The 20906-nt window shown below is 58.7% G+C and carries 18 protein-coding genes and 2 pseudogenes; 13 read left to right on the top strand and 7 right to left on the bottom strand.

The features are described 5' to 3' along the window. Positions 1 to 29: 29 nt before the first annotated feature. From NDO75_RS20150 to NDO75_RS20125, 6 genes are all read left to right on the top strand, one after another. Positions 30 to 1328, top strand: coding sequence for an amidohydrolase family protein (locus NDO75_RS20150; protein ID WP_310908397.1), 1299 nt, complete (start codon positions 30 to 32; stop codon positions 1326 to 1328). Between the two features lie 236 nt (positions 1329 to 1564). Further along, on the top strand, positions 1565 to 2206 hold the full coding sequence (gene rdfA, locus NDO75_RS20145) for a rod-determining factor RdfA (protein ID WP_310908396.1): 642 nt from the start codon (positions 1565 to 1567) through the stop codon (positions 2204 to 2206). A 2-nt stretch (positions 2207 to 2208) separates the two neighbouring features. Then, the gene (locus tag NDO75_RS20140) at positions 2209 to 4017 is read left to right on the top strand and encodes an archaea-specific SMC-related protein (protein WP_310908395.1); all 1809 of its coding nucleotides are present in this window, start codon (positions 2209 to 2211) and stop codon (positions 4015 to 4017) included. Positions 4018 to 4095: 78 nt separating this feature from the next. Continuing rightward, entirely contained in the window at positions 4096 to 5241 is a 1146-nt protein-coding gene (cofG, locus tag NDO75_RS20135; RefSeq protein WP_310908394.1) for a 7,8-didemethyl-8-hydroxy-5-deazariboflavin synthase subunit CofG, read from the top strand. A 138-nt stretch (positions 5242 to 5379) separates the two neighbouring features. After that, positions 5380 to 6486 carry a hypothetical protein gene (locus NDO75_RS20130; protein WP_310908393.1) on the top strand — a complete coding sequence of 369 codons (1107 nt, stop codon included), beginning with the start codon at positions 5380 to 5382 and terminating at the stop codon, positions 6484 to 6486. A gap of 232 nt (positions 6487 to 6718) precedes the next feature. Next, complete coding sequence (locus NDO75_RS20125; RefSeq protein ID WP_310908392.1) at positions 6719 to 7531, top strand: hypothetical protein; 813 nt, start codon at positions 6719 to 6721, stop codon at positions 7529 to 7531. Positions 7532 to 7627: 96 nt separating this feature from the next. Here the strand turns inward: NDO75_RS20125 and NDO75_RS20120 are convergent, their stop codons facing one another. After that, positions 7628 to 8932 carry a transposase gene (locus NDO75_RS20120; RefSeq protein ID WP_310908391.1) on the bottom strand — a complete coding sequence of 435 codons (1305 nt, stop codon included), beginning with the start codon at positions 8930 to 8932 and terminating at the stop codon, positions 7628 to 7630. Positions 8933 to 8976: 44 nt separating this feature from the next. Here NDO75_RS20120 and tnpA (NDO75_RS20115) point away from each other — a divergent pair, with 44 nt between their 5' ends. Then, positions 8977 to 9375 carry an IS200/IS605 family transposase gene (gene tnpA / locus NDO75_RS20115; RefSeq protein WP_310908390.1) on the top strand — a complete coding sequence of 133 codons (399 nt, stop codon included), beginning with the start codon at positions 8977 to 8979 and terminating at the stop codon, positions 9373 to 9375. Between the two features lie 84 nt (positions 9376 to 9459). Here the strand turns inward: tnpA (NDO75_RS20115) and ppc are convergent, their stop codons facing one another. Next, a complete protein-coding gene (gene ppc, locus NDO75_RS20110) occupies positions 9460 to 12150 on the bottom strand; it encodes a phosphoenolpyruvate carboxylase (RefSeq protein ID WP_310908389.1) in 2691 nt (896 codons plus the stop codon). 364 nt (positions 12151 to 12514) lie between these two features. On the opposite strand from ppc, the gene NDO75_RS20105 reads away from it, so the two are divergent. The 3 genes and pseudogenes from NDO75_RS20105 (at position 12515) to NDO75_RS20095 (ending at position 13731) form a co-directional block, all read left to right on the top strand. Further along, complete coding sequence (locus NDO75_RS20105) at positions 12515 to 12730, top strand: DUF2061 domain-containing protein (protein ID WP_310908388.1); 216 nt, start codon at positions 12515 to 12517, stop codon at positions 12728 to 12730. A 94-nt stretch (positions 12731 to 12824) separates the two neighbouring features. Next, a complete protein-coding gene (locus NDO75_RS20100) occupies positions 12825 to 12968 on the top strand; it encodes a rubrerythrin-like domain-containing protein (protein WP_345784911.1) in 144 nt (47 codons plus the stop codon). Between the two features lie 191 nt (positions 12969 to 13159). Beyond that, positions 13160 to 13731: pseudogene (locus NDO75_RS20095) on the top strand (IS6 family transposase). A gap of 455 nt (positions 13732 to 14186) precedes the next feature. Here NDO75_RS20095 and NDO75_RS20090 read toward each other — a convergent pair. Both NDO75_RS20090 and NDO75_RS20085 read right to left on the bottom strand, forming a co-directional pair. Then, positions 14187 to 15083, bottom strand: coding sequence for an amidohydrolase family protein (locus tag NDO75_RS20090; protein ID WP_310908386.1), 897 nt, complete (start codon positions 15081 to 15083; stop codon positions 14187 to 14189). 64 nt (positions 15084 to 15147) lie between these two features. Beyond that, complete coding sequence (locus NDO75_RS20085) at positions 15148 to 15801, bottom strand: ribonuclease HI family protein (RefSeq protein ID WP_310908385.1); 654 nt, start codon at positions 15799 to 15801, stop codon at positions 15148 to 15150. 142 nt (positions 15802 to 15943) lie between these two features. On the opposite strand from NDO75_RS20085, the pseudogene NDO75_RS20080 reads away from it, so the two are divergent. Next, positions 15944 to 16156: pseudogene (locus NDO75_RS20080) on the top strand (zinc ribbon domain-containing protein); the annotation flags it as partial. 67 nt (positions 16157 to 16223) lie between these two features. On the opposite strand, the gene NDO75_RS20075 reads toward NDO75_RS20080, so the two are convergent. Next, the gene (locus NDO75_RS20075; RefSeq protein ID WP_310908384.1) at positions 16224 to 16616 is read right to left on the bottom strand and encodes a DUF1330 domain-containing protein; all 393 of its coding nucleotides are present in this window, start codon (positions 16614 to 16616) and stop codon (positions 16224 to 16226) included. Positions 16617 to 16989: 373 nt separating this feature from the next. On the opposite strand from NDO75_RS20075, the gene NDO75_RS20070 reads away from it, so the two are divergent. After that, positions 16990 to 17823 (top strand): transcriptional regulator, encoded by an 834-nt coding sequence (locus NDO75_RS20070; protein ID WP_310908383.1) that lies wholly within the window; start codon positions 16990 to 16992, stop codon positions 17821 to 17823. Here NDO75_RS20070 and NDO75_RS20065 read toward each other — a convergent pair whose 3' ends face one another. Together NDO75_RS20065 and NDO75_RS20060 are read right to left on the bottom strand one after the other, a co-directional pair. Next, positions 17824 to 18348 carry a hypothetical protein gene (locus NDO75_RS20065; RefSeq protein WP_310908382.1) on the bottom strand — a complete coding sequence of 175 codons (525 nt, stop codon included), beginning with the start codon at positions 18346 to 18348 and terminating at the stop codon, positions 17824 to 17826. It lies immediately after the preceding gene. Next, positions 18345 to 19235, bottom strand: coding sequence for a ParA family protein (locus tag NDO75_RS20060; RefSeq protein ID WP_310908381.1), 891 nt, complete (start codon positions 19233 to 19235; stop codon positions 18345 to 18347). Before NDO75_RS20060 ends, NDO75_RS20065 begins: the two co-directional genes overlap by 4 nt. A 1250-nt stretch (positions 19236 to 20485) precedes the next feature. Here NDO75_RS20060 and tnpA (NDO75_RS20055) point away from each other — a divergent pair. Next, complete coding sequence (gene tnpA, locus NDO75_RS20055) at positions 20486 to 20869, top strand: IS200/IS605 family transposase (protein ID WP_310908380.1); 384 nt, start codon at positions 20486 to 20488, stop codon at positions 20867 to 20869. Positions 20870 to 20906: the final 37 nt, after the last annotated feature.

The raw sequence follows: 20906 nt of genomic DNA, 5'->3' as shown, positions 1-20906 counted from the left end.
TTTTGTAGAACGACAGTATCTGTCATGGTGTGATACTGAACGCAGGTACGCTCATCACCATGAACGATGAGCGCGAGGTCAGAGAAGAGGTGCACGTCGTCGTCGAGGACGGCGAAATCGTCGACATCGCCGACGGATACGAGTCCGCCGAAGAGACGATCGACGCTCGCGACGAGGTCGTTATTCCCGGCCTCGTGAACTGCCACACGCACATGTACGCGCTTCCGATTCGCGGCGCCCCGCTGACCGCGTCCCCGGAGAGTTTCTACGAAGCGCTCGTCGACATCTGGTGGGAAGTCGACGAAGCGTTCACGATGCGTGACGCCCGATTCTCCGCCCTCGGCTCGGCTGCCGAGATGGTCGAGAGCGGCGTGACGGCGTTCTGTGACAACTACTCCGGGCCGAACACGCTTCCCGGCGCGCTCGACGCCGTCGCCGACGGCGTCTCCCAGACGCCGATCCGCAGCATGATTTCGTTCGAGACGACCGCACGGAACTCCGAAGCGGAAGCCCTCGAGGGGATCGACGAGAACCAGCGGTACATTCAGGAGGCAGAAGACGAGTACGACGATATCACCGGGCACTACTGCCTCCACACTCTGTTTACGAACACGGAGGACGTCGTCGACGAGTGCGTCGACCGTGCGGTCCGGGACGACCGGCCGATCCAGATCCACCTGGAGGAAGGACTGGTCGACGTCCACGAGTCGATCAAGGAGTACGGCGAGCGACCCGTTCCCGCACTCGACTCGATGGGATTCTTCGAGGCGGACGTCATCGCCGCCCACTGCGTTCACTCCACGGAACGCGAACTCGAGATCCTCGCCGAAAACGACGTGAAAGTCGCGCACAATCCGTACTCGAACATCAACAATGCGGTCGGCATCGCCGACGTCGAGACGATGGAAGAACTCGACATGACGATCGGCATCGGAGACGACGGCTGGGATCCCGACATGTTCGAAACGATGCGGTCGGCCGTCGGCATTCACAAACTGAAACAGAACGACCCGAGTGGTTTCGACATGGCGAAAGCGCTCGAGTGGGCGACTATCGGTAGCGCGGGAGTCCTCGGAATGGAAGACCGGATCGGCAGCATCGAAGTCGGGAAACGCGGCGACTTCGTCACGCTCGATCTCGGTCCGAACCCCGTGCTTCCCGAGAGTGCGCCCTACTACGTCGTCAGTGCTGCGAGCAGGGCCGACGTGACACGGACTATCATCGACGGAAGAACCGCGTACAGCCCGGATCAGGGCGTCCGCGGTGTCGACGACGACGATCTTGACTCCGTCGGTGAGGCGAGCGCCGAGCTCTGGGACCGACTCTGAACTGGCAACATCGATTCTCGTGCAGCGTTCTATCCCACCACTGTCGGCGAACGACAGCCGTGCAAGTAGTGTTTAACAGACTAAGTTTGTTAAACATGCGATTCGCCTTTCGCTACACTCTTTAACAGACTAAGCTTGTTAAACCAGTCCTACGACTTAAACGACTAAGCGAAGGGGAGTACGGAACATGTACGCTTGGTCAAGATTTATTACCGACGGGCGAGTAAGAATGGGTGATGCCAACTGATTCCGGTTGCAAGGTGGATGCAGCCGTAGAACGATACGGTTTGGAAGCGGCGGATCCGGGGTACGAATCGATCGACGACGGACTTCTCGCTCGGTGGAAAGGAGCCGATGACCGTACGCCGATGGGGTACCGATCGCTCACGAAGTGGTTCAACAAACGCCTCCTCAAACAGGTGTACGATGAACACGGCCGTGAGTCGCTGGGCGCTCGCATCGAGAGCGATTACGAGGCGTTACGCAGCGACAACGATCTCGTCCGCGAGGAGATGGTCGAGAGCCTTCTGTCAGACGGGATCGACGCCGAAGAGGTCCGTGATGCCATGGTGTCGTATGGGACGATGCGAAACCATCTCAAGGAGTGCCTCGGAGGGAACAAAGCCTCACAAACTGCGGAGACTGAGTGGGAACGCGAGAGCATCGAGATGGCTCGTGAGGTCGTCAGAGAGAAAGCCGAACGAGCGCTATCGTCCCTGGAAACGAAAGGACAGATCGACGGAGTCGAATCGGCGGACGTCGAGGTGCAAATCAACCTCAGTTGCCAATCCTGCCCGACTCGTGTCCCGTTCGAAGTAGCCTTGAGGCAGGGCTATGTCTGCCAGAAGCACGACCAAACGCATGCCACCTCTCCGTGATCATGACTTGGAACATCGAAATCGAAAACATCGCTGGAATACTGGACGGAAGAACGACTATCGAGCCCGGTCTAAACGCTGTCAGAGGATCGAACTGGCAGGGGAAATCGAGTTTCATCGAGGCTATCAAGACTGCGCTCGGAACGTCGAAAGAGCTCACCGAGAACAAAGACAGGGGTCGGGTTCAGCTACAGACGCCCGAACGCGATATCACGGTGACTCTCGTCCGCGAGAACGGGTCCGTCCGGCGGAGTGGCTCTCCGTATCTCGAGAACGAATACGACGTCATTCGGACGGAACTGTTTGCCTGCCTCGACGAACGGAACGAGGTCCGCAGCGCGGTTCGTCAGGGCGAGAACTTGGAGGACGTTCTCATGCGTCCGCTCGACTTTCAGAACATCGACGAGCAAATCGCCGATCTGAAACGCGAGCGCGAACAGATACGATCCGAGCTCTCGCAGGCGAGAGAAGCGAAAAAGCGCCTGCCCGGCGTACAGGAACAGGTCACACAGCTCGAAAAGGAGATAGCGGAGTTACGTGAGAAGCGCAACGAAATCACCGGCAGCGACTCTGACGGTGAAACAGACGAAGAGGGCGACGACGGCGCATCACCACGGCAACAGTTGAGCACCGCACAGACGGAACGAAATCAGGCTGAAAACCGGATCGACAGATTAGAACGGACCATCGAACGAACTGAAGAACGTCTCCGGCAGCGGCGGTCTGAACTGCAGTCCCTCGAGATTCCGGAGGACGACGAGATCGAGGATAAACTTGCGACCGCACGGGATCGACTGCAGCAAATCAAACGCGACTCCGAAGTACTACAATCGATATACTCGGCGAACGAGATGGTCTTGAAGGAGGATCGCCTCGATCTCCTGACGGAAGTCGAACGCGAATTGACTCAGGACAACGTGGTTTGTTGGACGTGTGGGAACGAGGCACCGCGCGAGGAGATGGAGGAACAACTCGACCAACTCGGCGACAAAATCACTGACTTCCGGGCACAGACCGAGCAGTATCACGATCGAGTCCAGGAACTCGAGGCCCGGCGCGAAGAGATCGACCAAGCGAAGCGTCGAAAACGAGATCTGGAGAGCGAAATAGCCGAATTGGAGGACACGCTTGCAGATCGACGTCAGAGCCTCGACGAGGCCGAGGACCGATACCAGAACGCTCAGCGACGGGTCGAAGAACTCTCAGATGTCGTCGACGAAACCGTCGAAGCGATCTCCGACGTCGAAAGCGAAATTAAGTACCGAGAAGCGGAACTGAAAGACGTCAAAGAGGAGTTATCTCAACTCGAAACTCGGGCCGAACAGGTCGAGACGCTCGAAGCTGAGAGCGCGGACATCCGGACCGAGATCGAAGAGCTCCGGAACCGCAAAGACAGGATCAAACACCGTGCTCGAGAGGCGTTCGACGAGGCGATGGACGAGATCCTCTCCCGGTTCGGAACGGGGTTCGAGACCGCCCGTCTCACGTCCGACTTCGATCTCGTCGTTGCTCGCGAGGGTCGAGAAGCTAGTCTAGATGCACTCAGTGAGGGAGAGCTCGAACTGATCGGCTTCGTCGCGGCACTCGCAGGCTACGAATCGTTCGACGTCGACGAGGCGGTGCCGCTCCTGCTCGTCGACGGTCTCGGCGGGCTAGCAGACGACAACCTGCACACGCTGATCGACTATCTACACGAGCGGACAGAATACCTGGTGTTCACCGCTTATCCGGAGTACACGGCGTTCGAGGGCCGCGAAATCGATCCCAGCGATTGGTCCGTGGCGACGAACAGGCAGGCCACCACTGACTGAGTAGAGCTTTCTTCTACCGAGCTCGTGCAGTTTGTTCCGTCACAACTGTTTTGTCGGATCGAAGTGACACGAGGGACGATGGATACTGAGAACGACCCCTCGGGATCGAGACTGCGATTCGGTGGAGATGCAATCTGTATTAGCGAGAGCGAGATAGATGATCTCCTCACGGTTTCCCCGGACGACGTCACCACGCCGAAAACGCTGACCGTTGCGAAAAACGTGTTTCTGCCTGTGACGACGGCATGTCGGTATACCTGTACGTACTGCACGTTCTTCGATCCCCCGGGCGAGGCGTCGGTACTGTCTATGGACGAGATTCGGGCCATACTTCGTCAGGGCGTTGAGGCGGGCTGCACGGAAGCACTGTTTACGTTCGGTGATAAGCCGGATGATCGGTACACCGGGATCCACCGCCAACTCGAGGAGTGGGGGTACGGATCCATCCACGAGTATCTCCACCGCGCTTGCGAAGTCGCGTTGGAGGAAGGCATCCTCCCGCACAGTAATCCCGGAGACCTCACCTACGAGGAGATGGAGTATCTCTCATCGGTCAACGCGAGCATGGGCGTTATGTTAGAGACGACTGCGACTGTCGATGCTCACGCGGGGAAACGGCGGAAGACGCCGGAACAGCGCCTCCGGACGATTCGGGCCGCTGGCGAGCTCGCCGTCCCGTTCACGACGGGTATTCTCGTCGGCCTCGGCGAGTCGTGGCGCGACCGGGCAGAGAGTATTCTCGCGATCAAAGCACTTCACGAGCGATACGGTCACATTCAGGAAGTGATCGTACAGAACGTCGTCCCGAACGAGCGGTCCGAATTCGAGTCACCATCCGTCGAGACCATGCGTCGTGTGACAGCGATGGCGAGGTACGGGTTGCCGGATACTATCGAACTGCAGGTACCCCCGAACCTCTTCCCGGTCGATGAACTCCTCGACTGTGGTATCGGTGATTTCGGCGGTGTGTCTCCGATTACGGCGGACCACATTAATCCGGATTACGCATGGCCGGAGCTACAGCGACTCGAAGAGCTTGCCGATGGCGCAGAAAAGGATGTGGTCGAACGACTCCCAGTCTATGAGCGCTATCTCGATGAAGAGACGGCCATTGATGGGCCACAACGTCCTGATCGACCGTGGGTGGCGGAATCGGTTCAGGAGACGATCAGTTCGAACGACCACCTCGCCCGACTGACCTCAACGGTGGACTCGTTGCCGTGAATCACCGTGAAGCGTTTCCATCTATTTCGTACTGCTATCCTCTTGTCTCTCGACCCACCCCGTACTGGAATCGCAGATGTTCCGGTAATATTTCCCGATACATGAACGCAGTAATAGGGACATGTGGAATATTGGCACATGGGAGTTAGTGACGCATTTGGCGAACTAACTGCGGTACTCGAACATCTAGAGACGGCCGATACCGAGGTCAAGAACGTCGAAATCGGCGAGCAGATGATCGGCGAAGGGGACGAGATAACCGCAAAACTGACCGTCGGAGTACCCGTCTTCGCTGACGTCGATTTACACGACGGTGTTTCGATACGGGGTGAGAATGTCGATCTCGAGGACCAACATGTGAACATCGATCTCTCAGTATCGCTATCAGTCGAAGAGTTACAGAACGGCCACAGTTCCTTACCGACCAGTGTTGGGACCTCCTCGGAAACGGGTAGTTCGACCAGTGTTCCGGCGTACAAGGACCCTGAGATGTTACAGGCCGTTTACGACGAGTACGATACCTTCCCAAAAATGACCGAGGCGCTGGATGTCGACGTCACCTCGGAGACGGTTCGGCGATACATGGTCGAATACGACATCCACGACCCCGACGCTACCAGACAGGTATCCAAACACACGACCCCCGATCAGCATGATCGTAACCCGTCAGGAGGAAAAGTAGCGGGGAAAAACGTCTCCGATGGGTCGGACACGAGTGTTTCGGAGACAAGCGCGGACGAAACCATCACGACGGTCGATGCTGATCAGCCAGAGAACTCGGTTGAGACAGGCGTGTCAGTAACCGTGACAGACGAACAACCAGCGATCGCCGGAACTGGTAATTCAGAGACCGTAACTGGCAGTAGTGAGGGCGGTGCGAGCGAAAACAGCCACAACGATCCTCCCGAAAGCGGCAACGGCGATGCGCCCCCATCTGAGGTCGACGATACGTCCGTCGCTGAACTCCTCGCCGAGACGAACAGTAGCGGCAGTGACGACTCGCTCATTGCCGATGGGTTAGGGATTCCCAAGGGTCTGACCGTCAGCGAACTCACGACTATCGTCAACGAGTCGAACACGGTCTACGAGGCCAAAACCCAACTGGGTGTCGATCAGGATCACGCCCGCCGACTCCTCAAAGAGACCGCCCTGATCGATCTCGTCACACAGCGTCTCGGAGCCGATCAGATCAGCGTCTCCCCGAGGGAAGTGCGGCGACGAATCGACCTCAACAATTCGGAGTAAACACAGCAGCGTGCAACGGCCGTTGCTGCGCACTAACAGTCGTTCTTAGCGCGCTCTGGATTTAGTTGTCAGGGTAGAGTAGCCGATAGATCGTCCTACCCACGTACAGCAATCGAGTACCATTTCCTGATGTCAATACTGCCGACGTTGTTTCGGTTCTCTTTATATTCTCTCAGCCAACATGGTGTAATTATGGCAAAAGTTATTGAGGCACATACAGAGTTCACACACTATGGCAACTATCCGGGTTCGGGATTGGACGAAAGAACAGATCGAAGAGATCCTCGAGGAGGAATCTCACTCATCCCACGACTCGGTCATTAAGGCGCTATTGAAAGACCGACAACTGGCCAAATTCGCGGGGAAAGGTATCGAGACGGAGGAAAGCACGTCAAACACGAAACAGCAGCCGCCCGAAGACAAAGCCTTCGACGAGCTCACCGTCCTCAACGAGATGTCCAGTGCGGAGAACGACGTTCTCTTTCTCTGGTGTCCGAACTGTGGGAAGGAACTCGCTCACCTCTCCCTCGAAAACCCGGTAGACATCTCTATCTTCGAGATGGAATGCCAACGGTGTCTCAATCATCTCGACCAGCACGCGATCATCGCGATCGAAATCGGATATCCGATCGAAGAGAAACTCGTCGAAGATAATCTTCAGGCCGATCTGAAGAAGTGTACTATCGACTACTGGGACCGCAATCTCGAACAATCGACTGAAAACACTGTCACCGAGGAGAGCGCTATCGAACAGTTGGTCTGGCAGTTCGACCAGTACGTTCGAAACTTCCAGTGGGACTGGCCAGACGATGTTCCCGTAGTCGGTTTCGAAAGTGGTACCACTCTCCACAACAAGGTCGACGATGAGCTGATCGAGGTAATCGAGCCGGTCACGGAAAATCGGAACGCTCTGGATTCGTTTAAAGTGAAACGGTATCCCGAGGGGACGGATCCAGACGAGGCAGAGACCGAGATCATGGACAGCAATAGGATTGCCAACCTCATCGTCAACCGGAGTCTATACCTCGCGGAGGGGGAGCTATAGGAGCTCAGAACTACGTATCTGAGTGCGCCTCGCTCTTAGCTGGTCGGCTGTCGTAAACAGCCTCGGGCGCGGTGGCCCGAGGCTTTTCTAATTTCCTCAGCCGTGCGCTAGCACTCCCTGTTCCGCGAGGGAACGGGATGAGGGTGGGCGGCTTATGCGCCCCGACCCGGACAGACGCACCGACCGCACCTGCGGCTGGGTTTTGTGAGTCCGGTAATTCGTCGTGTTTCCGTCGAGTTTCGCCTTCTCGCGCCACGCGATGTTCACAGACGCATTCCGGTCAGCGTGGTCTTGCACCGCGTCACACTCGTCGTTCGTACATCGGAACCGCCGTCCCTGTCGATACCCACGTTCGCCACAGCACGAACACGTCTTTGAATTGTAGTACGCGTCCACCGTGTCGGTGGGAATCTCCCGCCACATCGCCTTGTACGAGACAAAGGTCTCGAACTTGTGGAACGGAAGCTTGTGCAACCGGCGGTTCATATACGACCCGTACTGCATTTCATCGCGGATACCGCTCATATCCTCAAACACGATAACCGAGTTCGAGAACTGCTCCGCGAATTCCACGACAGCACGGGAGAGTCGATGCAACACCCATTCGGTGAATCGCTCTTCCTTGTCACCGAGTTTCTTGTGGATGCTCGTCTTACCGTGTTCTTGACAGCGAGTGGTGATGGTGTGGTAGCGTTGGCGTTCCTGCTTCACTCGTCCGTAGTCAAGGACAAGTGTGCCCTTCGTCCGCATCGTCTCGCGGTCAAGAGCGGTGAGAGCGACGTTGCGCTCGTTGATGTCCACGCCGACCACGGTGTCAGCTGTGTCGGGTTCGGGCACGTTGAACTCGCGTGTGACCGTGACGTGTAGGTAGTACACGCCATCGCGGTACAGGAGTTCTGCCTGCCCAACATCCACCTCGTCCGACGTGATGGCGTCTCGAAGTTTATCCATTGCGTCCGGTTCACCGTGCAGGTGGCCTTTCACCTTCTTGTAGGGTTTCGGGCTGATGCGGAACTGGACGCGGTTCGTGTCGTCGTCCACGGTGAGGCGGTAGCCTTCCGTGTGCGCCATCACGAGCGGGTACGCACCAGTTTTGTCGGTACTCGGCGGAGTCGGCTTGCCGCCATCAGGGTCATCTTGGTTCTCCCACCAGTCTTTGAGTGACTGGTAGGAGTCCCACGTTTGGAGAGCTTTGCCGACGACCGCGCACTTGTTGTTCCGCAAGAAGTCGTCGCGGTCAACCTCCCGCTGTATCTCGGTGCGAGTGTATCCCTGTTCCTTGAGACGGATGGTGTCGTTGAATATCTCGCGTGATGTGAGGCGGGCGTCGTGAAGCCACGACCGCTCACCAGACGCCATGTGAAGGCGCGTCTGAATGGTTTTCGTGGCTTCTTCACCCATACTTTGACGGTTATTCCGATTGGTCATAAAGGTGGGGATTCGGGATGGAGGAGTGCCGCAGTCACGCACATTCGGTTAGTTCCTGCAAGTATCACTTCGTGTGGTGTCCGAAGTACCGACACTCGGTTCTCGGCGTAGTGGAGGACGGTGTGCGTGAGTTGTTTGGTGAGACTGCCGACCACATCGGGCACGAGATTTTGGCGTTGGAGATAGCGGACGACCACGTACACCTGTTCGTCCAGTGCGACCCGAAGCACAGTCCGTCGGACATCGCTCGGCAGTTCAAGTCGTACTCTGGCAAGCACTTGCTGGAGCGGTATCCTGAGCTTCGGGATTCATACTTCTGGGGAGGTGGATTCTGGAAGGTCGGATACTACGTGGGAACGACGGGAGCAGTATCGGAAGAGGTGGTTGAACGGTATATCGAGGAGACAGAACACTAGGCCGAGTGTCGGGCTTCACCCCCAACCCCCGTGGGTCGGGGAACTCGCCCTCGCAACTAGTTTAGAGACGCCCCGATCGAATTCCTATCCCGTATTTTTCATTCCGGCGGCGATTCCTTTGGCTGTCAGCCGGAGGGTTCGCTCCTCAATGTCGGTCCGGTGGGTCCGATCGAGCAGGTAGACCTGGAGCAGGTTCAGCGGGTCGACGTAGGGGTTTCGCCGTTCCAGGTTCTCCCCGAGCCAGTCGCGGGTATGCAGCCGGTCGCGCTGACCGATCTCCTGGATCAGTTCCGCCGCCCGGTCGTACTCGTCGGTCAACCGCGGGAAGAACCGCTCGCGGAGGTCCGGATCCGCCATGTCCGCGTAGCGTTCGGCGATCTCGAGTTCGGTCCGCGATAGCGAGAGCGCGGCGTTATCGAGCGTCGTTCGGAAGAACGGCCACTCGTCGTACATCGTTTGGAGCGTCTCCATCGACCCCCCTTCTTCGAGAAACGCGTCGATACCCGTCGCGATGGCGTACCAGCCCGGCAGGATACACCGCGACTGGGTCCACGAGAACACCCACGGGATCGCCCGCAGGTCCTCGACGGTCCGCTCGCCCGACCGCGAGGCCGGCCGCGAGCCCAGATCGAGGTCCTCGATGACCGTGATCGGGGTCGCCTGTTCGAAGTACTGCACGAAGCCGTCGCTCTCGAGCAGGTCGCGGTACTCCTGCCGGGCGGTGTCGGCCATCGTCTCCATGGCCTCGATCCACTCCTCGTGGACCTCCTCTTCGGGTCGATCGACCGCTCGCTTGCGCGCCCGGAGCTGGGCGTTGAGCATCTGCTCGATGTTGCGCTCGGCGATGCGCGGATTGGCGTACTTCTCGGCGATCGCTTCGCCCTGCTCGGTAAACTTGACCTGGCCGGTCACCGTCGAGTTCGGCAGCGCGAGCAGCGCCTCGTTCATCGGACCGCCGCCCCGCGAGATCGAGCCACCGCGGCCGTGGAACAGCCGCATCGTCACGTCGTGGTCGTCACAGATCTCGCCCAGTCGGCGCTGGTTCTTGTACAGCGACCAGTTGGCCGCGAGGAAGCCGTTCTCCTTGTTCGAGTCCGAGTACCCCAGCATGATCTCCTGGGTGCGGCCGCGGGCTTCCAGTGCCTGCGCGTAGGCCTCGTTCTCGAACAGCGTCCCCATGATCCGCCGTGCTCCGGAGAGGGCGTACTCGGTCTCCAGAAGCGGGACGATGTCGATGCCGCTGTGTTCGGGCAGCGAGATGACGCCGGCCTGATCGGCCAGGAACAGCACCTCGAGGACGTGGCTGGGCTCTTCGGTCATCGAGATGCAGTAGGTGTCGATGGCGTGGACGCCGTACTCGGTCTGCCACTCGGCGAGACTGTCGAAGAGTTCGAGGACGCGGGCCGAGTCGTCCGAAAGCTTCGCGGTCTCACCCAGGTCGATCACGGGTTCGTCCTGCAACACGGCGTCAGTCAGGAACTCGACGCGCTCGTCCTCCGAGAGGTCGTGGTAGTCGATCCCCTCGGCTTCGAGGGCTTCCGCGATGGCGTCGGTGTGTTTCTGCTGGTGGTCCCGCAGGTCGAGGCTCGCCAGCGAGAGTCCGAACGTGGCGACCTGCCGGCGGATCGGGTCGACGTGGGCCTCGACGACGCTCTCGGCCCCGTTGTTGCGCAGGCTCTGCGCGACCACCTCGAGATCCTCGATGAGGTCGTCGACCTCGTCGTAGCCGCCCGGTCGAACGTCGCCGACACGGTCGAGACGTTCGCGCATGAGTTTGAGCTTCTGTCGGTAGGGCTCGCCGAGGTAGCGTTCTTCGGCGGTGCGGGCGCTGCCCGGCAGGCGCTCGCGGTCGCGCTCGAGCGAGGCCTGGAACGCCGAGCCGGCGTCGATCCGGCTGCCGTCCTGGCTCAGCACGCCCGAGAGCCGCTTGAGCTGGTCGCGGTATTTTTCGAGGACGACCTCACGCTGGCGCTCGAGCGTGTTGGCGGTCACCTCGGGGGTAACGTGGGGGTTTCCGTCGCGGTCGCTGCCCGCCCACGAGCGGAACTCGAAGAGTTTCGGGATGTCGGGGCTCCCCGACACCTCGGCGTCGATGGCATCGTCGAGTTCGTCGTACACCTCGCCGACGACATCGAACAGCGTGTTCTCGAGGTACCACTGGACGTTGCGCGCCTCGTCTTCTGGTTCCGGCTGGCGGTTGCGCACCTGTGGCGTCTGCCAGAGGCTCGTTATCTCCGCGTCGATGTCCCGCCAGACCTGACTCTCCTCCTTCTCGGTCAGCAGCTGTTCGTCTAGCGTCTCGAGGTACGTCGAAATCTCTCGAAGTTTGGACTTGACCGTCTTGCGGCGGGCTTCCGTCGGGTGAGCGGTGAAGGTCGGCTCGATCAGTACGTCGTCCAGGATCTCCCGGACGGTTTCGACGTCGGCTTCGCCGAGCTCTTCGGCCGCGGTCTCGAGGCTATCCTCGAGCGTTCCCTCGTGAGAATCCGTGCGAATCGTCCGAACCCGCTCGCGCTCCTCCGCGAGGTTGATTAACTCGAAGTAGGTCGTGAACCCGCGGGCGACGATTCGCTGTTGGTGGGGCGAGAGCTCTTCGAGTTCCGCGATCAGCGACTCTCGGGACTCACGTTCGCCCGATCGGTATTCGATCGAGGATCGACGAGACGATTCGACCGCTTCGAACGCTTTGCGAGATGTCTGTCCCTCGAGGACATCACCGAGCAGTGCGCCGAGTTCGCGGACGTCCTGACGGACGCCCCTGCTATGGAGTCGCACAACACGACTTCAGGAGCAGTTGTCAAAAAGGGCTAGGAGAGTGACTATCAGGGTAACCGATCAGTTGCGTACCGCTGGTTGAACTGCTCGTCTGTAAAGCGGTAGTCGTGTCGAGCGCGAGAATCACCCCGGCACATGGCAACTGTAGATGCGTTGTGAGGCAAAGTGTGCCAAACGGTACGGATCGAGACACAATTCTCGCTCGGGCGTTCTATGCTGGGACGATCCGCTGTGGAGTAACACCGCCCGATTTCAACCTCCGTAGTAGCTATCGAACCGAACGGTGCTCGGTCCGACGACCCAGGTTCTGGTTTGGCGGGCAACGGCCGGATGCCCGTCCAAAACGCGACGCCGACGAGGAGAGATGAAGTCTTCTCGAGTATATCGGAAGCGGGCAATCGTCAAAACACCTCGTTGTCGGCCAGTCATGCTCCTGATTACGGTAAACGTGGCGTGGTTGGTCGTCGGAAATGGGGATATCGCCCTGAATATCGAACTCGACACTAACCACCTCAAAACGGGAACGTACTATATCTACGAGCGGACGTGGGATCGCGTTACGTGGAGAGTCACGATCTGATCCCGAACGCCACATTCGGATCCAACCCCATATTAGGAAATAATACACTTTGGCACGGTTAATACTATATACATGCATGTTTCAGACCGTGGTGATGTTCGACGCACAAGACGACTCTGAAACCGAATCCACATACGAATGCTTACAGTGCGGTGAAATCGCACGATCAACGTCGCACCCTGGCAACTGCCCGGAGTGTAATAACGTAATGCAAAATCGAGCAAATTCACTCGAGTGACTTTCAAACCCGACTGCCTGAACGCGAGAGCGAAGGGGCTTTAATCCTTCTACTGCGATGAGTGAAAATATTGAATGAAGGCTAGCTTGAACTAGCTCGAGAAGCGAATAGGACAGAGAGTGAGTTAGGTCGTGTTGTCCACAAACCCGTTCGGAGAGTGCTAGACGACGGAATTTGACGAATCTCGGAAACTGGAGCAGACGGCGATGCCCGTCAGGGGTTCACCGCATAACTCCACGAATTGGGTCATTCGCTTCGATAGACACGAGCAATCCCTCGCGTGTCGACGAAGAGCATTCTCTTCAAGCGAACAACGGGTACATCGACTGGCTGACAGCGTCTCAGACTCACCATCGTCGGGCCGAAATTGGCAGAATATCTATCAATATCAGCATCACATTATATTGTTCTTTTTGTACAATATAGCTAGGCTCACGGCCCGTACTCGATGTCATAGTTTTCGGTCGACGAGACACCCATCCAGCCATATTCTACATCAAGCGACCGAGAAATGCGATTTCACTCACACCGTGTTTCTCGTCGATGGCCACGGTTTGCTGATCGCATCCTTTCGGTAGCGTTGTGCGGTCAGAGCTACTACGTTGGCCGAAACCGTCTCGGGAAGTGGTTTCACACGTGGAAGACGAGAGTTGACCGCTTCCACAACTCGCGGATGGGTAGTCGGGCGGGTCGCAAATATTGTTTTGAGTATTTCGTACACAACTATACGACAGTTCACCTAAACCAGTCAATTAACAAGTAAATAAGAACGGAGGAGCCAAGCTAGACAGGGCCCACGAGTCGTTACGTCAACTCACGCTACATAGCGATTGGGGAATCGACCGACGCGGCTACCACGGTCTGTTGGCAGCGGGCTGAAATGGCTCGCGAGCCTCGTATCGATCGTCGTGTTCCCACAGCACGACACATCCCCGAACCCCCCCTTCCGCGCCGCGAGTGGACGTTTTCCACTCCCCGTGCCGCTCGCGGCTTTTCGGAACACGCCGTTTGAAATACTACAGTAGTACGGTCAGCGACGGGGTTCGCACGAGCATATCGACTGTCGAGTTTCCCGTGTCGCGACGTATCGGTACCCGAACTGGCACACACCCGCCTACCTGATCCAACTAGTCACCTACCATCCGTGGGCACGGCAGGTCCTGTGACATCTCTACCGCTGCGCCCGGGCTTTTGCCCCTCAGCTGACGACCGCGCACATCACCCAATGTCGAAGCCCGAATCGGACTCGAGCCTGAGATAGTCGGCGGCCGTTCTGGCGAAGATGTCTCGGACGGTCTCCACGGGGAGGTCTCGAGCGAGCAGTCCGGCCCGCTCGGCACGGTAGGGGTAGGGAATGTTCGGGAAGTCGGAACCGTACATGATCGACTCCGAGAGTTCGACGAGGGTCTCGTCGGCGATCGTCGACGGATCGAACCCCATCGTCTCTTCGGCCGCGGTCGACATCGCGAACGTGGTGTCGAGATAAACGTTCTTGTGGTTCTGCGCGAGGTCGAGGAATTCATCGACCTCGTAGGTGCCCATATGTGCACAGCAGACGCGAAGCTCCGGATACGAGGCCACCAGTTCCGCGAACGCGTCCGCGCCGACGTACGGGCTGTCCTCGAACATCGGTGCCGTGCCGCCGTGGTAGGTGACCGGCCGGTCGGACGCCGCCGCGACCTCGAGGGCCGCCTCGAGTCGCGAGTCCGCGGGCCGACACTCCTGAACCGGGCAGTGGATCTTCAGGCCCCGCGCTCCGCCGTCGAAGGCGTCTCGAGCGATGTCCGCGACGCCGTCGTCGTCGGGGTGGACCGTCGCGAACGGGATCAGCATCTCCGACGCGGCGGCCTGCTCGCGGAGCCACTCGTTCAACTCGCGCGCGATGCCCGGTTTGTGCGCATACGGGAGGGCGACGTAGGCGGTGACGCCGGCCGCCCGGAGGACGTCCTCGATCTCCGGCCGGGCCGTCGGATGCGAGAACTCCCAGTCGGTCTCGGCGGTGAGCGAACGGCGGATCGCGTCGCTGAGCCGCTGCGGGAAGAGGTGCGTATGGGCGTCGATCGCGGGGCTGAACGGAGACGATCTCTCCTCGGACTGTCGTTCAGTAGGGGACATCTCGGTCTCTTCTCGAGTACAGTTTAGCGAGGCGAAAAGCCCACGGCTTCGGCGTGGGAGGCGATCATCCAGGTCCGAAGGCCGCTATATCGGCACCCACTGTCGCCAGCGCGTCGGCGGGGTTCGGGTCGCTGTCGGCCAGATGCGTGTACCGGTGGTCCGGGATGTCCGACAGTGACGCCGTGACGGCCTCGCTGTACGACTCGACGCCCGCTTCCGTCGGGTCATCGCCGCCCCAGACGTCTCGGATGACCGTCATCGAATCGATGCGCACTTCCAGCCTACGCGGCTCGTAGCGAGCCACCAGTTCGGCGAGTCCGAGCTGGAGGGCGACGTACTCGGCGGTGTTGTTCCCCGTTCGGGAGCCGACGGGGCGGCCGAGACGAGCGAGTTGGTCCTCCGCAGCGTCCATGATGACAGCGCCCGCCCCTGCGGGACCGGGGTTGCCGCGTGAACTGCCGTCGACGTAGAGAATGAGCGTGTCGCTCGTCGGCTCGGAGACGGGTGGCCGGGTGAGTCCCGACTCCAACAGGCTCTCGAGCGCTCGACGCAACTCGGCCGGGGTGGTCTTGGGGTCGAAGAGACCGCCGTAGCCGGGGACGGCGTCGTTGATCGCGTCGGTGGCGGCCGCCACCTCGTAGCCGACGCCCGCGAGTACCTCGTCGACGAGCGCGGCGAGCGGCGAGAGGTGTTCGGCCGGGAGGGGATCGTCGGTCACATCACTTCCCCCGTTGAGTTCCGGTTCCGGGCACTCACACTCTCACATCCGAACGATCTCGTCGGTTGGTCGCACCTCTGCATATCGGTTCTCGGTGGGCAAGCAAGATAATCTCTTCCGGTGGCACCAGTGGCAGACCGATTCCAAACCCATCTGGGTGCGCGAACACTCCTGCCCGTCCTGTGGATTTGAAGCAGATAGAGACGCTAATGCTGCAATGAACGTCTTGCAACGCGGCTTTTCTAAATTAGGGCTGGGATGGCCCGAAGACGCGGCTGTGGAGACTGCGCTCCCTACGGACACCCATTCGGTGTCTGCAAAGCGCGTCGTGGAAACAGGAAGCCTCGGGGCTTGACCCCGAGGCAATTCACGTGAAGAGGAAGCTTCAGATCCACCGGAAGGAAAGAAAATGGTGGAATTCCTTACGCGCGATCTTCGGGGGTGTATTGAGAGGTGACGACCTTATTGGAATAGGCAGTGGTCTCGTGGAGAATCTGCTGGACTTCCTGCAAGGCCTCATCGGCATACCACTCTTTCGCTGCTTGAACGGATGGGAATTCCAAGACGACCGTCAGGTCGTGCCCCCATTCACCCTCGAGCTCGGTCGGATCGAACGAGATAACGAGCGCCTCTCCGTCATGCGCGGCGGTCGTCTCTGCAGCAACAGGGAAATACTCGTTCATATACCGATCCCTGTCGGTTATCCCGTCGACAGCAATCACGTATCCCTTCCGGGACTGGGCAGGTTCGCTTTGGGTCGTTTCGTCAGTCTGCGTCTCGTTCTCACTGCCACTAGCGGTCGCAGACGGGAGCATCCCGAGTGCGCCCGCTGTGACCGCCCCCGATTTCAACAGCGTTCGACGTAAGACACTGTCTGGAGTAGGTTCGTTGGTCATGGTCTCAGTCTACACGGCTACCACTGGTTCTTACCACCGTACGTCGGTTCATGGTTGCGTTCGTACAATCTGTTTGGCACCGATTTCGTTGGCGTCTTTCTGATTACGTGGTTCTCGGCTGTTCGTCCATTCGGTAGTCCTCGGATGCGATTGTTCGTTCTCACCTCCTGTGCGTTGGTAACACATACCGGTGATTGATCCATAGTCCTACTCGCTGGGACGTTTCCGGGGTACTGCGAATCTTCCCGCCCCCCGCAAAGGTATTTGCGACTGCTCGGACGTAGCGTACGACATGGCCCGGCATCGCCACGTGCCCTCATCAAACACGGAATCGGTACTGGACGCGATCCAGTTCTTCGCAGATTCAGCGAACAGCGTGCGCGTATTCGAGGCACTCACTGCCGGGCCAACGAGAAGCCGCGCCCTCGCAGAGGAAACCGGTGCCTCACGGTCAACCGTCGCACGGATCCTCGATGCCGGCGAATCACGAGGGTGGATCACCTCCGAGGGGAGTCAGTACGAACTCACGGAGGTGGGTGAGATCATGATCGCTGAGTTTCGCGCCCATCTGCTGACTGTGGAGGGGGTCCAGCATCTCGGTGACGCTATCGAATGGCTTCCAGCGCCTGTTCACTCGCTCGATTACCGCCACTTCCGAACTGCCGAGATTATAACGCCGAAGACGCCGACCCCGTCCAGACCATACGATCACGTAGCGGAGAAGATTCGCAATACGGACGAGGTCCGCTCACTTGTCGAGGTCACACTCCCTCGATATGTGACGCTTATTTCTGAGCAGATCGACGAGCGCCAGTTGGATACCGAACTCGTGGTCGAAGCGAACTGGCTCGAGGCCCTCCCTGTAGAGTCAGAGCAGTTGCCGCTGTTGCGGGCCCGTGCCGCGCGGGACAGCATCTGGTCCTACGATGGGGATATTCCGCTTAATATGCACCTCTTTGATAACTCAGTGGCGATTTGGTTAGGTGAAGAGCGAGACGACGAACGGGTCGTTCGGGGACTACTAGTTAGTGAGGCTCCAGCCGTTGTGTCGTGGGCCGAGGACCTGTACGAGGACTATCAGAAGAGGGGAGAATTGCTTGATCCGATGATGTTACCTGCGAGGTGATTACCTACTGTCGCCTGACTGCCGCCGTTCCTCGAGCACGAGTTCGGCGATGCGTTCGGGCCGTTCGCTCGCAAGCCGGAGAACCGCATCGTGAATCTCGCGCGTTTCCTCGTTGATCACCCCGGCCTCGGCGAGTTTCGGAACGATCGTCGTCCGAATCTCGTTCTCGAATTCGTTCACGGTCTGAGTACGAGCGTAGAACGGCTTCTGTTTGACCTCACTGTACTCGAAGGCCGGGCCCGTTTCGGCGGGTGACAGGGATTGGTCAGCTGTCTCGGCTGCGGCCCCGGAGTCAGCCGGTGGTTTCGAGGCCGGCTCCGCGCTCGACCTCGAGGAGGAAGCGTCCGGGGTCGACGCCGACTGCTCGTCGATGACGCGTTGTGAGTCCGTCTTCGGTTCAGTCTCGACCGCGGTCTCGCTCTGCGTCGTCTCGTCCGTCTCCGCATCAGTCGCATCATCCGTCTCGTCCGCGTCGTCGATCGACGCCTCGTCGTCCGTTTTGAGATCGTCGAACGGATTGCTCATCGCTCGATACCCCCAGCGGCTACGATTTCAGCGAGTTCCTCGTAGCAGGCGATCTGGTCGTTCTCCGGGTCGTAATCCTGGAGCGGTTGGTTGTGCTGGAGTGAGCGCGACAGCGCAGACCGATGCCGAATGCCGGGTTTCGGCGGGGTCTGTTCGCCGGCATCGATCGCATCGAATTCATCGCCCGTAATCCGCGCGAAGTCCGGCACCGCCTCCTGTAACGGCTGTCCGGGATTGACCTCGTAGGTCGCGGTGTTCAGATTCTCGAGGAGCTCTCGATCCTCGGTCTGTTGGTCGATCCGGTCGGAGAGTTTGTTCGGAACGACCGCGAGGACGTCGACGTCGATGTACTCGCGCGCTGGTTCGATCAACCGCTCCATCGTCCGCTTGTAGCCGCCGATCGCACTCGAGCCCGGTTCGATCGGGATGACGACATTCCCCGTCGCGACGAGTGCGTTGTTGTTGAGCATCCCCGGGTAGGCCGGGCAGTCGAACACGACGAAGTCGTACTCGCTTCCCAGCAGCGGATCGACGATCTTCGATTTGATTCGCGCCGACCCCTGCATCGCACCCGCGAGATCCTTCTCGACGTCCTCGAGCGTGTTCGACGATGGCAGGAGATCGAACCCGTATTCTGTCGGTCGGATCAAGTCGTGCGGTGTCGCATCACCCTCGAGGATGACATCGCCAAGGTTGACATCGCCTTGGTATGCGGCTTCGAAGCCGAGACCGTTCGTCGCGTGACCGTTCGGGTCGAGGTCAGCAAAGAGGGTCCGTCCACGCTCGGCGAGCTGGCGCGCGAGATTCATCGAGGTCGTTGATTTGCCGACGCCACCTTTCAGGATAACCACGCTGACAGCACGTGGCTCGGACATTGTGTCGCTCATTATTCAGATCACTCGGTTTTGGTGAATTAGAATAGGCACCTATTGTTTCGATTGTGCCTATTTCAGCTGCTGGTGAATGCATTTCACGCCGCCATATTAATTCTACCTACTGCTGGCAGAATAGTTGAGGTAGCTGCGATAGTCACAATAGGTACCTTTCCCACCCCACCTACCTCACCTGCCCCACCTACCTCACCTACCACACCTATTGCAGCTATTTTACCTATTGTTCCTGCTCAACCTGCTACAGGGCCTCTACCTGCCCTACTAACCTCACCAGACCATCGGTAACCACCTGCCTCAGAATTCCAACTAGTCCCTCCAACTCAATCTATCCCACCTATTTCACCCATTTCACCTTTTGTACCTATTGTGGCTATTAGTCCTATTTCACCTATCGTTCACTTCTTACCTATTCACGCTACTCAAACGGCGTCCGACTCTTTGGCTGTCGACAAACGGGGTTCACCGGCAAACCCACTGCTGAAGCAGTGGCTAGCTGACCGCACGACCAAGGACAGCCCGGACACAAGCCGAGTAGTTAAGCGACTTTTGCACCAGTACCGTTACACCCCAATCGTGGCACCCAACGCCGTCCCGGTCGTGAACCAGACTCGGAGTCCGACACCAAGGTACTCGCCCTGTCTCTCTGAGGAGCCCAAAACTCACCCTAGCAATCGACTGAATAGTCACAATAGGTAGAATAGGTCCAATAGGTGAATGGAGCTATTGGACCTACGCCACCTATCTGGTAGTCCATGTACAAGGCCATACGTGGCCGTGTTGCAGCGCCAGTTTTTCGCACACTGTATCTCAAAGCGATCCACTTGGTCTTTTGAACCCTCATACGGTGATAGGTCTGAGCGATCATGCTGGATACAAAGCAGGAGTCCTGTACGTCCCGGAGCGTGACGGGCGGAAAGGTCAGGTCCCACTCGGGGGTAATCCACGAACGAAGCTTCGCCAGGTAGTAGACCCGCCTGTTCAACAGCCCGCCGCCGGACCTGTCGTTCCCACCGGCCCGCAACAGTTCGTCGGCGGACTCGTGGGCGATCACGGTCACCTCGTCAAGCAGTTCGTTCACGAAGCCCACGTGGTCGTCATGATACAGACCGATAGCGTATACCTCCGTCTTCAGGCGGAGGTCGAGCGATAGGCATAGTGGGTCAATCCACGAGTCCCGCCATTACTTAATTTCCCACAGTTCACCGAAGGTATTAAAATGCCGACGAACTATAGTGTGTAACACGGTGAAGACCACACGACACGCGACCTACAACCTCAACTACCACATAGTGTGGGTGCCGAAGTACCGCCAGTCGGTACTCATAGGCGAGGTCGCCGACCGTGTGCGAACCATCCTCCACGAAATCGCCGACGATAAGGGCTTAGAGGTAATCGACCTGACCGTTCAACCCGACCACATCCACCTGTTCGTCAGTAGTCCGCCGATACACGCCCCGTCGCTCCTCGCCAACTGGTTCAAGGGCATTTCCTCGCGGAAATACAACCACCACTACGCCGATAACGAGGGCGAAAAGATTCGATGGGCGCGGGGCTGCTACGCAGGAACGGCGGGCCACGTCTCCAGCGAGACGATACAGGACTACATCCAGCGTCAACAGAACTCATGAGTTCTGTTTGGCATACTAGAAACGCGACGCGTTTCTC

The organism is Natrinema sp. 1APR25-10V2 (genome assembly GCF_031626495.1).
Classification (GTDB): domain Archaea; phylum Halobacteriota; class Halobacteria; order Halobacteriales; family Natrialbaceae; genus Natrinema.
Note: the sequence above shows the minus strand (reverse complement) of the source record. Positions and strands in the feature narration are given on the sequence as shown.

Excerpts from the sequence above, each read along its gene's own strand:
- rdfA (WP_310908396.1), top strand. The coding sequence starts at position 1,565 with ATGCCAACTGATTCCGGTTGCAAGGTGGATGCAGCCGTAGAACGATAC.
- NDO75_RS20140 (WP_310908395.1), top strand. The coding sequence starts at position 2,209 with ATGACTTGGAACATCGAAATCGAAAACATCGCTGGAATACTGGACGGA.
- cofG (WP_310908394.1), top strand. The coding sequence starts at position 4,096 with ATGGATACTGAGAACGACCCCTCGGGATCGAGACTGCGATTCGGTGGA.
- NDO75_RS20130 (WP_310908393.1), top strand. The coding sequence starts at position 5,380 with ATGGGAGTTAGTGACGCATTTGGCGAACTAACTGCGGTACTCGAACAT.
- NDO75_RS20125 (WP_310908392.1), top strand. The coding sequence starts at position 6,719 with ATGGCAACTATCCGGGTTCGGGATTGGACGAAAGAACAGATCGAAGAG.
- NDO75_RS20120 (WP_310908391.1), bottom strand. The coding sequence starts at position 8,932 with ATGGGTGAAGAAGCCACGAAAACCATTCAGACGCGCCTTCACATGGCG.
- tnpA (WP_310908390.1), top strand. The coding sequence starts at position 8,977 with ATGGAGGAGTGCCGCAGTCACGCACATTCGGTTAGTTCCTGCAAGTAT.
- NDO75_RS20105 (WP_310908388.1), top strand. The coding sequence starts at position 12,515 with ATGAAGTCTTCTCGAGTATATCGGAAGCGGGCAATCGTCAAAACACCT.
- NDO75_RS20100 (WP_345784911.1), top strand. The coding sequence starts at position 12,825 with ATGTTCGACGCACAAGACGACTCTGAAACCGAATCCACATACGAATGC.
- NDO75_RS20090 (WP_310908386.1), bottom strand. The coding sequence starts at position 15,083 with ATGTCCCCTACTGAACGACAGTCCGAGGAGAGATCGTCTCCGTTCAGC.
- NDO75_RS20075 (WP_310908384.1), bottom strand. The coding sequence starts at position 16,616 with ATGCTCCCGTCTGCGACCGCTAGTGGCAGTGAGAACGAGACGCAGACT.
- NDO75_RS20070 (WP_310908383.1), top strand. The coding sequence starts at position 16,990 with ATGGCCCGGCATCGCCACGTGCCCTCATCAAACACGGAATCGGTACTG.
- NDO75_RS20065 (WP_310908382.1), bottom strand. The coding sequence starts at position 18,348 with ATGAGCAATCCGTTCGACGATCTCAAAACGGACGACGAGGCGTCGATC.
- NDO75_RS20060 (WP_310908381.1), bottom strand. The coding sequence starts at position 19,235 with ATGAGCGACACAATGTCCGAGCCACGTGCTGTCAGCGTGGTTATCCTG.